This window comes from Vreelandella jeotgali Hwa (assembly GCF_000334215.1).
GTDB classification, from domain to species: domain Bacteria; phylum Pseudomonadota; class Gammaproteobacteria; order Pseudomonadales; family Halomonadaceae; genus Vreelandella; species Vreelandella jeotgali.
Genome location: NZ_AMQY01000019.1, coordinates 17,711 through 30,622, shown reverse-complemented (window position 1 = coordinate 30,622; position 12,912 = coordinate 17,711). Strand labels below are relative to the sequence as shown.

General features: G+C 64.1%; 11 protein-coding genes. 8 read left to right on the top strand and 3 right to left on the bottom strand.

Features of this window, described 5'->3' with window-relative positions; translation table 11 throughout:
* Positions 1 to 789: thiol:disulfide interchange protein DsbG (dsbG, locus tag C793_RS0109610; RefSeq protein WP_040475421.1), on the bottom strand; the 789-nt coding region annotated here is incomplete at its 3' end.
* A 310-nt stretch (positions 790 to 1,099) separates the two neighbouring features.
* Here dsbG and nrdR point away from each other — a divergent pair.
* From nrdR to C793_RS0109575, 7 genes are all read left to right on the top strand, one after another.
* Positions 1,100 to 1,624: a transcriptional regulator NrdR gene (gene nrdR / locus C793_RS13745; protein WP_051038365.1), complete on the top strand. Its 525-nt coding sequence runs from the start codon at positions 1,100 to 1,102 to the stop codon at positions 1,622 to 1,624.
* 3 nt (positions 1,625 to 1,627) lie between these two features.
* A complete protein-coding gene (gene ribD, locus C793_RS0109600; protein WP_017430730.1) occupies positions 1,628 to 2,857 on the top strand; it encodes a bifunctional diaminohydroxyphosphoribosylaminopyrimidine deaminase/5-amino-6-(5-phosphoribosylamino)uracil reductase RibD in 1,230 nt (409 codons plus the stop codon).
* A gap of 128 nt (positions 2,858 to 2,985) precedes the next feature.
* Positions 2,986 to 4,128, top strand: a complete 1,143-nt coding sequence (ribBA, locus tag C793_RS0109595; protein WP_017430729.1) for a bifunctional 3,4-dihydroxy-2-butanone-4-phosphate synthase/GTP cyclohydrolase II — start codon at positions 2,986 to 2,988, stop codon at positions 4,126 to 4,128.
* A gap of 24 nt (positions 4,129 to 4,152) precedes the next feature.
* A complete protein-coding gene (gene ribH, locus C793_RS0109590; RefSeq protein ID WP_017430728.1) occupies positions 4,153 to 4,635 on the top strand; it encodes a 6,7-dimethyl-8-ribityllumazine synthase in 483 nt (160 codons plus the stop codon).
* The gene (gene nusB, locus C793_RS0109585) at positions 4,632 to 5,138 is read left to right on the top strand and encodes a transcription antitermination factor NusB (protein ID WP_017430727.1); all 507 of its coding nucleotides are present in this window, start codon (positions 4,632 to 4,634) and stop codon (positions 5,136 to 5,138) included. Before ribH ends, nusB begins: the two co-directional genes overlap by 4 nt.
* Positions 5,139 to 5,184: 46 nt before the next feature.
* Complete coding sequence (thiL, locus tag C793_RS0109580; RefSeq protein WP_017430726.1) at positions 5,185 to 6,174, top strand: thiamine-phosphate kinase; 990 nt, start codon at positions 5,185 to 5,187, stop codon at positions 6,172 to 6,174.
* Positions 6,171 to 6,644 carry a phosphatidylglycerophosphatase A family protein gene (locus C793_RS0109575; RefSeq protein ID WP_017430725.1) on the top strand — a complete coding sequence of 158 codons (474 nt, stop codon included), beginning with the start codon at positions 6,171 to 6,173 and terminating at the stop codon, positions 6,642 to 6,644. Before thiL ends, C793_RS0109575 begins: the two co-directional genes overlap by 4 nt.
* A 195-nt stretch (positions 6,645 to 6,839) precedes the next feature.
* On the opposite strand, the gene C793_RS0109570 is transcribed toward C793_RS0109575, so the two are convergent.
* Positions 6,840 to 8,282, bottom strand: a complete 1,443-nt coding sequence (locus tag C793_RS0109570; protein ID WP_017430724.1) for an NAD(P)(+) transhydrogenase (Re/Si-specific) subunit beta — start codon at positions 8,280 to 8,282, stop codon at positions 6,840 to 6,842.
* 18 nt (positions 8,283 to 8,300) lie between these two features.
* Positions 8,301 to 9,872 carry a Re/Si-specific NAD(P)(+) transhydrogenase subunit alpha gene (locus C793_RS0109565; RefSeq protein WP_017430723.1) on the bottom strand — a complete coding sequence of 524 codons (1,572 nt, stop codon included), beginning with the start codon at positions 9,870 to 9,872 and terminating at the stop codon, positions 8,301 to 8,303.
* A gap of 404 nt (positions 9,873 to 10,276) precedes the next feature.
* On the opposite strand from C793_RS0109565, the gene lon reads away from it, so the two are divergent.
* Complete coding sequence (gene lon / locus C793_RS0109560) at positions 10,277 to 12,835, top strand: endopeptidase La (RefSeq protein WP_017430722.1); 2,559 nt, start codon at positions 10,277 to 10,279, stop codon at positions 12,833 to 12,835.
* Positions 12,836 to 12,912: the final 77 nt, after the last annotated feature.

Sequence of the window (12,912 nt, the reverse complement as noted above, 5' to 3'; positions counted from 1 at the left end):
GGGTGCTTCGCTGCCCATCATCTCGATCAGGTCCTGCCGGTTGGGCATGCCCTGGACTTTTTCGAGGCCACTACCGTCGTTGCGCCGGTAGGCGCTGGTGGGCGTGGCGTACAGCCCCAGGCTTTCAAACAGCTGATTGTTGTCATAAACCTGCTCTTCAAACCTGGCGGGCTGGGCGTCCGGGGCGATCGAGCCGCCTTCCTTCTGCTCCTTCAGCGCCCTGGCCGGGTCGTCGTCGGCAAGCAGCGTGGCGGCCTTGGCGGGGCTGTCATCGGCAAGAATGCCCACCATGATATGGCGCATCTGAACGCGGCCGGTTCTGACCCAGGGGCGAGCCGCTTCCCATAGCTGCTGGCAGTAGGGGCAGTTGGCGTCGGTAAAGGTATAGATGACCCGCGGGGCATCGTGGTCGCCGTCCTGAATCCAGTGGCTGTCTGCCAGCCGCTCCCAGGTTTCAGCGTCCAGCGGCTCGCGAACATACTTGTCCAGCTGTGATTCGGTGAGGTTGTTGCCGCTGGCATCCATCATCGTACCGACAATGGCATGGTCGCCGTCGGGCGTCAGGTACACGGCCATCTCCTGCCCCCGGGCGCTGGCGCCGAAGCCGGTGAGCCCGCCGGGCGCGTCGAAGCGTTCGTGGATTTCCAGGCCCTGCTGTGTCAACGCCTGAACCGGCGCAGGCAGCGGCTCGTCGGCGAGTGCGTTGCCCGCGCCGCCAACCAGGCCGATGGCCAGTGCCGTGACGCTCAGCGCATGGAGCGGTGTATGCAACCCTGTACGCAACCGCATAGGGAAAAGCATAGGGGAAAGCGTATGGGGAAGCGTGGTGGAAATCGTGGTGGAAAGCGTATGAACAAGCCGTGATCTCATGGGTATCCTTTTCTCCGGCATGCCCTGTTGGGCCATGCCCGGTAATGATGTCTGGCGTTATCTGGCCCTGTCCGGGGTCATTCTGGCAGTCAGGGATTACCCCCTGATTAGGCCGGCGGCGAGCAAAAGTTGATCAACCCTGCAGATCAGGTACCAAATTGTTACAGTGAGCGGCTGACGCCAGCGTCAGTCAATCGGCAAGATGTCTTCCTGAAACAGGTTATCCTCCATGCATTGCCCCTTTTGTGGTGACAACGACACCCGCGTGAGTGACTCGCGCCTGGTGGCCGATGGTGACCAGGTGCGCCGCCGGCGCCAGTGCGCCAGCTGCCACGAGCGCTTTACCACCTATGAAACCGCCGAGCTGATCATGCCCCGCGTGATCAAGTCCGACGGTTCCCGGGAAAGCTTTGATGAGCACAAGCTGCGCGCGGGCATACTGCGCGCGCTGGAAAAGCGCCCGGTGAGTGCCGAGTCCATCGAGTCGGCGGTCGAGCGTATTCGCCAGTCATTGCGCGCTCGCGGCGATCGTGAAATCAACGCTCGTGACATCGGCGAGCGGGTCATGGAGGCGCTGAATACCCTGGATCAGGTGGCCTATATCCGCTTTGCCTCGGTCTACCGCAAGTTTCAGGACCTGAACGAGTTTCGCGCCGAGATCGACCGTCTGGCGCAAACCCCGTCGCCGTCGTCGGATACCCCTTCCTCCGATACCCATTGCTTTGATACCCCTTCCTCCGATGGAGAGCCTTGAATCATGGCCACATTTTCCATCGCTGACCGCGAGCACATGGCCCGGGCGCTGCGCCTGGCCCGGGAGGGGCTGTATACCTGCGATCCCAACCCGCGGGTTGGCTGCGTGCTGGCAGCGGCCGAAGCCGACGTTGACGCGGACAAGGCCCGTAAAAAAGACGCTGCTGAAAGCGCATCAAGCGTTGCCGCTCGGGTCGTAGGTGAAGGGTTCCATCGCTGCGCCGGCGACGCCCACGCCGAAGTCAACGCGCTGCAGCAGGCCGGCGAGCATGCCCGGGGCGCCACGGCCTATGTAACGCTGGAGCCGTGCTCGCACACCGGGCGCACCGGCCCCTGCGCTCGGGCGCTGGTGGAAGCTGGTGTGGCGCGGGTGGTAGTGGCCATGCAGGACCCCAACCCCAGAGTGAGCGGCCAGGGCATTGCGCTACTGGAAGAAGCCGGGGTTGCGGTGGATGTGGGGCTGCTGGAAAGCGACGCTCGCGACATCAACCCCGGGTTCATCGCCCGCATGACCCGCCGGCGGCCCTTTGTGCGGCTGAAAATGGCCATGAGCCTGGACGGGCGCACGGCGATGGGGTCGGGGGAGTCCCAATGGATTACCGGACCGGAAGCACGCACCTCGGTGCAGCGCCTGCGGGCGCGTTCCAGCGCGGTGATGAGCGGCGTCGAGTCGGTGATCATGGATGACTCCCGCCTGACGCTACGCGCCGGCCAGCTGGATTTGACCAATGCCGATGAGGTGGTGCGCCGTCAGCCGCTGCGGGTGATTGTCGATACCCGCCTGCGTCTGCCCCGAGCGGCGGCCTGTCTGAGCGAGCCGGGACGCACCCTGGTGGTGACGGTGCCCGGCCACGATGCCGGCAAGCGGGCGGCGCTGGAAGCCGCCGGCGCCGATGTCGTCAGCCTGGCGCCAGATGCCGCTGGCCGCGTGGATCTGGTCAACCTGATGAACCATCTGGCCGTCGAGGAAGACGTCAACGAACTGCTGCTGGAAACCGGCGCCACCCTGGCCGGCGCCATGCTCGAGGCCGGCCTGATCGACGAGCTCTGGCTGTTCATGGCGCCGACGCTGCTGGGCGGCGGCGCTCGCGGGCTTTTTGCGCTGCCGGGGCTGGAGCGCATGGCTGACCGGCATCAGCTGACGATTGACGATATTCGCGCGGTAGGCCAGGACTATCGGATTATTGCGACGCCGCTCCCGACTGGCGCTGCCGGTTCTGGCAAGGTACCCTGACGCGCAGTTATTCACCGGGTAATAGCCCTTCAGGGTGAGACCGCTGCAAGGCAGCACACGATCACGATTGAGGTCGTCGTGCGCGCACCGTGGCGTTTTCGGCATTGCAAAACAGACTGGGAGATTCCATGGCGCAATCCTCCGCCGGGGGCCTGGCCCCCATCGCCGATCTGGTCGACGATATTCGCCAGGGCAAGATGGTGATTCTCATGGATGACGAGGATCGCGAAAACGAAGGCGATATCATCATGGCCGCCGAGAAGGTCGAGGCCGAGCATATCAACTTCATGGCGCGTTTTGCCCGGGGCCTGATTTGCCTGCCCATGGCGCGGGAGCGCTGCGAGCAGCTGAGCCTGCCGCTGATGGTGCGCGACAACAATTCCGGCTTTGGCACCAAGTTCACGCTGTCCATCGAAGCTACCGAAGGCGTGACCACGGGGATTTCCGCCGCCGACCGAGCGCGCACCGTGCAGGCCGCGGTCGCCCCCACGGCGCGGCCGGCGGATATTGTCCAGCCCGGGCATATTTTCCCGCTGATGGCGGAGCCAGGCGGCGTGCTGCGCCGCGCCGGCCACACCGAGGCCGCCTGTGATCTGGCGTCGCTGGCCGGATGCGACCCCAGCGGCGTGATCTGTGAAGTGATGAACGACGACGGCAGCATGGCGCGCCGCCCGGAGCTGGAAGCCTTTGCCGAAGCCCACGGTATTCGCATGGGCACCATCGCCGATCTGATTCACTATCGCATCGTCAACGAGCAGACGGTCGACCTGCTGGAAACACGGCCCCAGCGAACCGTCCACGGCGACATGACGCTGCACGTCTTCCGTGATCGCATCCAGGGCGCGCACCACCTGGCGCTGGTCAACGGCAAGCCCGAGCCGATCGAGCCGACCACCGTGCGGGTTCATCTGGCCGATACCCTGCGCGACGTGCTGGGGCTTCTGCAGGATGACCGTAACCGCTGGGATGCCGGCCAGGCGCTGGCCGAAATAGCCGGCAGCGATCCCGGGGTGTTTGTGCTGATCGACGCCAACTCACCCTCGCAGGATCTCAAGGACCAGCTGGACGCCTTTCTCGAACGCGTGCGCCGGCCGCGCACCAGCGATTCCGACGGGGCGGGCAACTATCTGACCATCGGCACCGGCTCGCAGATTCTGCGCCATCTGGGTGTGGGCAGGATGCGCCTGCTCAGCTCGCCGTGGAAATTTTCCGCGCTTTCCGGCTTTGATCTGGAAGTCGTCGAGCGCTTTGAACCGAACAACAAGGCCTGAGCGCCTTAACCGCAGGAAGACATGATGGAACCGCTCGCCCAAATTGAAGGCAATTTTTTCGACGTCAACGGCCGCTATGCCATTGTGGTAGGGCGTTTTAATCATCACGTGGTGGACAGCCTGGTGGAAGGCGCCGTTGACAGCCTGGTACGCCACGGTGTGGATTCGGAGAATATTCAGCTGATCCATGCTCCCGGCGCCTGGGAGCTGCCGCTCGCGGTCAAGCGCGTGCTCAAGGTGGCAAAGCCCGATGCGGTCATCGCCCTCGGCGCGGTGATTCGCGGGGGGACGCCGCATTTCGACTACGTTGCCGGCAGCTGCAACTCGGCCATGAACAGCCTCCAGCTGGAGCATGATACCCCGGTGGCCAACGGCGTGCTGACGGTGGAGTCCATCGAGCAGGCGATCGAGCGCGCCGGGACCAAGGCCGGTAACAAGGGCACCGAAGCGGCCATGGCCGCCATGGAAATGGTGTCGCTGCTGCGCACGGTAGGAGAGGCCGAATGAGCCAGCAACGTCAGCAGCCGTCGGACGCCCGGCAGGGCCGCCACGCCGCTCGTGAGCTTGCCGTTCAGGGGCTTTACCAGTGGCAGATGACCGGCAAGTCGATTACTGCCGTGGAAGCCGAGTTCAAGAGCCAGACACCCGATGACGACCTGGCGCCCCACGAAAACTGGGCCGCCGTGATGAATATCGCCGATCAGGCGCTGTTTTCCGAGCTGTTGCACGGCACGGCCGGCCTGAAGGGCGAGCTGGACAGCCATATTGCCCCGGTACTCGACCGCCGGCTGGAAGACCTGGGCTCGGTGGAGCTGGCCATCCTGCGCCTGGGCGCCTACGAAATGGCCCGCCGCCCGCAGGTGCCGTACCGCGTGGTGATCAACGAAGGCGTGGAACTGGCCAAGTCGCTGGGGGCGACCGACGCGCATAAATACGTCAACGGCATTCTGGACAAGCTGGCCAACCGCCTGCGCAGTGCCGAAGTCACGGCGCGCGGCGCCGGGCGCTGACGCCTGCCGCTGCCCCGGAGGACCCTTTCGTGTTCAAGAGGCCGCTGTGCTTGCCGAATTCGATCTGATTCGACGCTATTTCACCACCGCTGCCGCGGCGCCATCGTCGGCCAACCCGGTGGCGCTGGGCATCGGTGACGATGCCAGCGTGCTGGCGCCGACGGCGGGGCAGGAGCTGGCCATCAGCGTGGATACCTCGGTGGCCGACGTGCACTTTCCCGCCGATGCGCCGGCCCACGCCGTAGGGCATCGCGCCCTGGCGGTAGCGGTGAGCGACCTGGCGGCCATGGGCGCGCGCTCGCGCTGGTGCTGGATGGCGCTGACGCTGGACGAGCGGCGCTTCGCCGACGACTCCGCCGCGGACGCCTGGCTGAGCGACTACGCCAAGGGCTTTCTCGCGGGTTGCTCGGCCTATCCGGCCGCGCTGGTCGGGGGCGATGTGACATCGGGCTCGCTGGCGATCAGCGTGACGGTTGCCGGTGAAGTACCCGCCGGCCAGGCGCTGACGCGCAGCGGCGCGGCCGTCGGCGATGTGATTGCCGTGACCGGGTCGCTGGGCGGCGGCGCCGGCGGCCTGGCGCTGTGGCAACGCGGCGAGCGCGATTTGACTCACCCCTTGCTGCGACGTTACCTGCTGCCCGAGCCCCGGCTGGAAGGCGGTATGGCACTGCGCGGGCTGGCTTCCAGCGTCATGGATATTTCCGACGGCCTGATCGCGGACCTGGGACATATTCGCCGCGCTTCGCGTGTTGATGCCGCTCTGGATGCGGACGCCCTGCCCTTGGCGGACGGCCTGGAAGAGGCGCTGGGCACAGAAGCCGCCCGGCGTGCAGCGCTGTCCGGCGGCGATGATTATGAACTGCTGGTGACGCTGCCGCCGTCCCAGTTGGCTCGGGCACAGGCCCTGCTGGGTAACATGGGGATGGCCCTGACCGCTGTCGGTCGCTGCGTTCCCCCCGGCGAGGGAGACGAGGCGTCCTGCGCGGGTATCACCGGTTGGCAGCATTTTACCTCGGCGCCCGGAGGGCAATCATGAACCGTGCCCCCGGAAGCGTCTGGCGGCGCCCGACCCATTTTTTTGCCTTTGGCCTGGGTAGCGGGGCGGTGCCCTGGGCGCCGGGTACCTTTGGCACCCTGGCCGCGATTCCGTTTTTCTGGCTGATGGCCGACCTGTCGCTTAGCTGGTATTGGGGCGTGGTGTTTGTTGCCTTCGTCATGGGGGTGTGGCTGTGCGACAAGACCTCCAACGATCTGGGCGTGCACGACCATTCAGGCATTGTCTGGGACGAGTTCGTCGGCTATTGGATCACCATGGCCGCCGTGCCGTTTTCCTGGGAGGCGGCGCTCTGGGGTTTTGCCATTTTCCGCGTGTTTGACGTCTTCAAGCCCTGGCCGATTCGCTGGGCCGACCGCCGCGTGGCGGGGGGGTTTGGCATCATGATCGATGATGTCATGGCCGGTCTCTACGCCTGGAGCACCATGCACCTCTGGTTCTGGCTGCACTAGCCGAGGGCCTGCTTCAATCCTTTCCCGATCCCTTTCCTCGCTCCTCTCGATTGCCCGAGACGGACGTCCGGCGATTGCCGACCGACATCATTCTGACCAGGCGCGCAGGCCGAGCGGCGGCGCACTAAAAAGGCCGGGTGCCGGAGTCGTACTCCAGCACCCGGCCTTCAAAGCCGGACGTTGGCGCGTCGATCGCTAGTCGATCAGGGGCAGCAGTGACTCTATGCTGCCGCGCGCATCGCCGTAGTACATGCGCGTGTTGTCCTTGAAGAACAGCGGGTTTTCGATGCCGGAATAGCCGGTTCCCTGACCCCGCTTACACACGAATACCTGCTCGGCTTCCCAGACCCTGAGTACCGGCATGCCGGCGATGGGGCTGTTGGGATCTTCCTGCGCCGCCGGGTTGACGATATCGTTGGAGCCAATAACGATAACCACGTCGGTCGACGCGAAGTCGTCGTTGATCTCGTCCATTTCGAGCACGATATCGTAAGGTACCCGGGCCTCGGCCAGCAGGACGTTCATGTGGCCGGGCAGACGACCCGCAACCGGATGAATACCGAAGCGTATTTCCTTGCCGGCATCGCGCAGCTTGCGCACCAGGTCGCTGACCGCGCTTTGCGCCTGGGCGACGGCCATGCCGTAGCCCGGCACGATGATCACCCTGTCGGCCTCGTTGAGCGCGCTGGCCACGCCGCCGGTGTCAATCGCGACCTGCTCGCCCTCGATCTCGGCCGCCGGCCCCTGGCTGCCGCCGAAGCCGCCCAGAATCACGTTGATGAACTTGCGGTTCATGGCCTTGCACATGATGTAGGAGAGAATCGCACCCGAGGAGCCCACCAGGGCACCGGTAACGATCAGCAGGTCGCTGGAGAGCGTAAAGCCGATCGCCGCCGCGGCCCAGCCGGAGTAGCTGTTGAGCATGGACACCACCACCGGCATATCGGCGCCGCCGATGCCCATGATCAGGTGCCAACCGATGAAAAACGCCAGCAGTGCCAGCAGCAGAAGCGTCCAGACGCCTGCGCCGTTAAGGTACAGCGCTGCCAGCAGCACGCTCAGCCCCGTGGCGCCGGCGTTGAGCGCATGGCCGCCGGGAAACTGCCGGGGTTTGCCGTCGATCTTGCCGGACAGCTTGCCGAAGGCGATCACCGAGCCGGTGAAGGTCAGCGCCCCGATGAAGATACCCAGTACGACTTCGACCTGCAGAAACGTCAGCTCCGCCGGGGTCTTTTCGGCGACCAGCGCGGCAAAGGCAGAAAACGACTCGTTGACGTTGCCGGCTGCCTGAGAGGCGAGTACCCGGCGACGCTCCAGGTCGGCGTTAAGGCCGATGAAGACCGCAGCCAGCCCCACGAAGGAGTGCAGTGCCGCGACCAGCTGGGGCATCTGGGTCATCTCGACGCGTTTGGCGATATAGGCGCCTACGCCGCCGCCGATCACCACCAGCGGAATAATCCAGCCGAAGCCGCCGACGCCGGGGCCGAGGGCGGTAAATACCACGGCGATGGCCATGCCGATAATGCCATACCAGACCGCGCGCTTGGCTTTCTCCTGGTTACTCAGCCCGCCCAGGGAAAGAATAAACAGAACACTGGCCGCAATGGCAGCGGCAGTGACGAATTGTTGTCCCAACATTGACTAGTCTCCGCTGCTTCAGGATTTCTGGAACATGGCGAGCATGCGCCGTGTTACCAGAAAACCACCAAAAATATTGATCGATGCCATCAGTACCGCGATACCGGAGAGCAGGGCCACGACCCAGCTGCCGGAACCAATCTGCAGAATGGCCCCCAGAATAACGATGCTGGAGATCGCGTTGGTCACCGCCATCAGCGGTGTGTGCAGGGCGTGGCTGACGTTCCAGATGACCTGGTAGCCAACGAAGCAGGACAGGGCAAAGACAATAAAGTGCTGCATGAAGGAGGGCGGCGCGACCATGCCCAGCAGCAGCATCAGCACACCGCCGACCGCGAGCATGGCCGCCTGGCTTAGCGTTTGCTTTTTGAACGCCGCCTGCTCGGCCGCCTGTTTTTCTTCCCGGGTCGGCTCCGGTTCCTTTGGCTCGGGCTTCGCCGCGGCGATCGCCTGTACCTTCGGCGGCGGTGGCGGGTAGGTAACCTCGCCCTGATGGGTCACCGTCACGCCACGGATGACGTCGTCTTCCATGTCGTGGACGACTTGGCCGTCCTTTTCCGGCGTCAGGTCGTTGAGCATGTGACGAATGTTGTTGCCGTACAGCAACGAGGCCTGGGTCGCCATGCGCGACGGGAAGTCGGTGAAGCCGGTAACGATAACGCCGTTGTCGGTCACGACGCGCTCATCGACCACGGTGCTGTCGCAGTTGCCGCCGCGTTCGGCGGCCAGGTCGATAACCACCGACCCGGGCTTCATGGCCGCAACCATGTCGTCAAGCCACAGCTTGGGAGCCGGGCGGCCGGGAATCAGCGCGGTAGTGATGACGATATCCACTTCCGGCGCCTGCTCACGGAACAGTGCCAGCTGTTTTTCGCGGAATTCGGGGCTTGACGGCGAGGCGTAGCCGCCGCTTTCGGAACCGTCCTGGCTGTCCTCGAAGTCGAGGAACAGAAACTCCGCGCCCATGGATTCGATCTGTTCGGCCACTTCCGGGCGTACGTCAAAGGCGCGCACGACCGCGCCCAGGCTGGTCGCGGTGCCGATGGCGGAAAGCCCGGCCACCCCGGCGCCGACCACCAGCACCTTGGCCGGCGGTACCTTGCCGGCGGCGGTTACCTGGCCGGTAAAGAAGCGGCCAAACTGGTTGCCCGCCTCCATGACCGCGCGGTAGCCGACAATGTTGGCGGTGGATGACAGCGCATCCATCTTCTGCGCGCGGGAAATACGCGGCACCATGTCCATGGCGATAACCGTGGCACCGGTTTCCCGGCAGCGTTCCAGCATTGCCTCGTTCTGGGCCGGCCAGAAAAACGCGATCAGCGTCTGGTCCTCGCGCAGGTAGCCCGCCTCGGTTTCGTCGGGCTCGCGCACCTTGATGACGATGTCCACCGCTTGCCAAAGCGCCTCGGCGCCTTCCACCACGGTAACGCCGGCATCGCGGTAGGCCTGGTCGGTAAAGTCTGCCGCCGCACCGGCGCCGGCTTCGACACAGCACTCGTGGCCGAGCTTTTGTATCTGCCGCGCACTTTCGGGCGTCAGCGCAACGCGCGCTTCATGTTCTGCACGCTCTCTGGGTGCACCAATGATCACGATAGACTCCTTTTTTGTTCGCCCTTATCCGGCGGACAGGAACGGTCGGTGATGTCGTTGCATGACGTTATCGCTGGCTGTTTCAGCGCTTGATGCCGTCAGCCCTGTTTATTCTGCGTGCATGCTGTCAGAGGTTCTGCCATTGCGATACTGGCACATAGTCGGGCACGAAGGGTACTTTTTTGCCGATTTTGGGCGATGGTGCGCCGTATGGAAGGTCGTGTATTCAAGGTGCGACAAAGGGGCTTTTTATCCACGCTGCGCCAGCGGGGCGCTCTCGCTGCGAGGCGGAGAGAACGTCACCGGTGGATGACCGACAACCATTGAAGTTTTGCCCGCGCGCCCGCATCCCTGTAGTCAACCGCCCGGCAGCCATACCGCCGGCGTTGACTAACGGAGGGCGCATGAGCGACCAGGATTTTGACCGCGACGACCAGGTTCCCGACCGGGAAGCTCAGGATGAGTCCGCGGCGTATAACAAGGCCGGCGAGCCGGGCGACAGCGACCGGCAGGACGACACTGCGCAAGACGGCGATACTCTGACCCGCGGCGCCTCGGAGACGCCGGATCAGGACGATGACGATCAACAACGCTATCGTTCCGACGGCGAGCAGGTACACGATATCGTCCCGGCCAGCGAGATGCTGCCGGAGCGTATCTATCTGCTGCCCATCAACAACCGGCCGTTTTTCCCGGCGCAGGTGCAGCCGTTGCTGATCAACCGCGAGCGCTGGGAAGAAACCATGAAGCGGCTGGGCAACACGCCGCATCACACCATCGGGGTGGCGTTTGTCGGTGATACCGGCGGTGCGCCGGACGCCGACGACTTCCCCGAGATGGGCACCGCCGTGAAGGTGCACAAGCTCAAGGCGGAAGACGACCAGATCCAGTTTATCGCTCAGGGGCTGCAGCGCTTCAGGATCAAGCGCTGGCTGTCGCGTCAGCCGCCGTACCTGGTGGAAGTGACCTACCCCGAAGAGCCCGTGGATGCGGAAAACGAGGAAACCCGCGCCTACGCCATGGCGGTGATCAACGGCATCAAGGAGCTGTTGCCGATCAATCCGCTGTACGGCGAAGAGCTCAAGCACTACCTGAATCGCTTCAGCCCCAACCAGCCCGGGCCCCTGACCGATTTCGCCGCCGCCATTACCTCGGCCAAGGGACCGGCGCTGCAGGATGTGCTGGCCACGCTGCCGGTTATCGATCGCATGCAGAAAGTGCTGCCGCTGCTGCGCAAGGAAATCGATGTCGCGCAGCTGCAAAGCGAGATCAGCGAGCAGGTCAATGCGCAGATACAGGATCGCCAGCGGGAGTTTTTCCTCCGCGAGCAGCTCAAGGTGATCCAGCGCGAGCTGGGCATTTCCCGGGACGACCGCGAAAACGACGTCGAGACGTTTCGTGCCCGGCTGGAAGGGCTGGATGTTCCCGAGCGTGTCCAGGAGCGCATTGACGAGGAGCTGGGCAAGCTGAGCATGCTGGAAACCGGCTCGCCGGAATACGGCACCACGCGCAACTACCTGGACTGGCTGACCAGCCTGCCCTGGGGCATTACCAGCGACGACAAGCTGGATCTCAACCAAGCCCGCGAAGTGCTCAATCGCGATCACGACGGGCTGGAAGAAGTGAAGGAGCGCATTGTCGAGTTTCTCGCCGAAGGCACCTTCAAGGGCGACGTTGGCGGCTCGATACTGCTGCTTGTCGGCCCGCCCGGGGTGGGCAAAACCTCGGTGGGACGCTCGATTGCCGACGCCCTGGGCCGCAAGTTCTACCGTTTCTCGGTGGGTGGCATGCGCGACGAAGCCGAAATCAAGGGCCACCGGCGCACCTACATTGGTGCCATGCCGGGCAAGTTCGTCCATGCCTTCAAGGAAGTCGAGGTGGAAAACCCGGTGATCATGCTCGACGAGGTGGACAAACTCGGCCAGTCGTTCCAGGGCGACCCGGCCTCGGCGCTTTTGGAAGTGCTGGACCCCGAGCAGAACGTCGACTTTCTCGACCACTATCTCGATGTGCGCATGGATCTGTCGAAGGTGCTGTTTGTGTGTACCGCCAACACCGTGGACTCGATTCCGCGTGCGCTGGTGGATCGCATGGAGCAGATCCGGCTGTCGGGCTATATCGCCGAGGAAAAGATCGCCATTGCCAAGCATCACCTCTGGCCCAAGCTGCTCAAGCGCAACAAACTGAGCAAGAAGCGCATCAACCTGACCGATGCGGCGCTTCGGCAGGTGATCGAGGGCTACGCCCGCGAAGCCGGGGTGCGGCAGCTGGAAAAACAGCTCCACCGCATTGTGCGCAAGGCGGCGGTCAAGCTGCTGGAAGGCGAGGAAGACGCGTCCACGTCATCGGTCCGGGTATCGGTCAAGAACCTGGAAGACTTCCTGGGAGCACCGCTTTTCCGCAAGGAAAAAGTGCTCAAGGGCGAGGGCGTGGTCACCGGGCTCGCCTGGACCTCAATGGGCGGAGCAACGCTGCCTATCGAGGCGACCCGGGTGCATTCGCTGGAACGTGGCTTAAAGCTCACCGGACAGCTGGGCGATGTGATGAAGGAATCCGCCAATATTGCCTACAGCTATACGCTGGGTCACTTGAAAGAGCACGGGGCGCCGGCGGATGTATTCGATTCGGCCTTTGTGCACCTGCACGTTCCCGAAGGCGCCACGCCCAAGGATGGCCCCTCCGCCGGGGTCTCAATGACCACGGCGCTGCTGTCCATGGCGCGGCGTCAGCCCATCGACCGGCCGCTGGCCATGACCGGCGAGCTCACGCTGACCGGCCAGGTACTGCCGGTAGGCGGCATTCGCGAAAAGGTAATCGCCGCGCGGCGCAGCAGCATATACGAGGTGATTCTGCCCGCTGCCAACCGCCGCGACTACGACGAGCTGCCGGACTTCCTGCGCGAGGGCATGACGGTGCACTTTGCCGACCGCTATCGCGACGTGGCCAGGGTGGTATTCGCTTGAAGTTGCAAAACCGGTTTAACACGGCTGAATTAAAACGACCGATGTAACACGATCGATGTAACACAAGGCAACCCAAA

What these genes read in the sequence shown, in the direction of transcription:
- ribD (WP_017430730.1), top strand. Translation starts at nt 1,628, where the DNA reads ATGGCCACATTTTCCATCGCTGACCGCGAGCACATGGCCCGGGCGCTG.
- nrdR (WP_051038365.1), top strand. Translation starts at nt 1,100, where the DNA reads ATGCATTGCCCCTTTTGTGGTGACAACGACACCCGCGTGAGTGACTCG.
- C793_RS0109570 (WP_017430724.1), bottom strand. Translation starts at nt 8,282, where the DNA reads ATGTTGGGACAACAATTCGTCACTGCCGCTGCCATTGCGGCCAGTGTT.
- lon (WP_017430722.1), top strand. Translation starts at nt 10,277, where the DNA reads ATGAGCGACCAGGATTTTGACCGCGACGACCAGGTTCCCGACCGGGAA.
- C793_RS0109575 (WP_017430725.1), top strand. Translation starts at nt 6,171, where the DNA reads ATGAACCGTGCCCCCGGAAGCGTCTGGCGGCGCCCGACCCATTTTTTT.
- ribH (WP_017430728.1), top strand. Translation starts at nt 4,153, where the DNA reads ATGGAACCGCTCGCCCAAATTGAAGGCAATTTTTTCGACGTCAACGGC.
- ribBA (WP_017430729.1), top strand. Translation starts at nt 2,986, where the DNA reads ATGGCGCAATCCTCCGCCGGGGGCCTGGCCCCCATCGCCGATCTGGTC.
- nusB (WP_017430727.1), top strand. Translation starts at nt 4,632, where the DNA reads ATGAGCCAGCAACGTCAGCAGCCGTCGGACGCCCGGCAGGGCCGCCAC.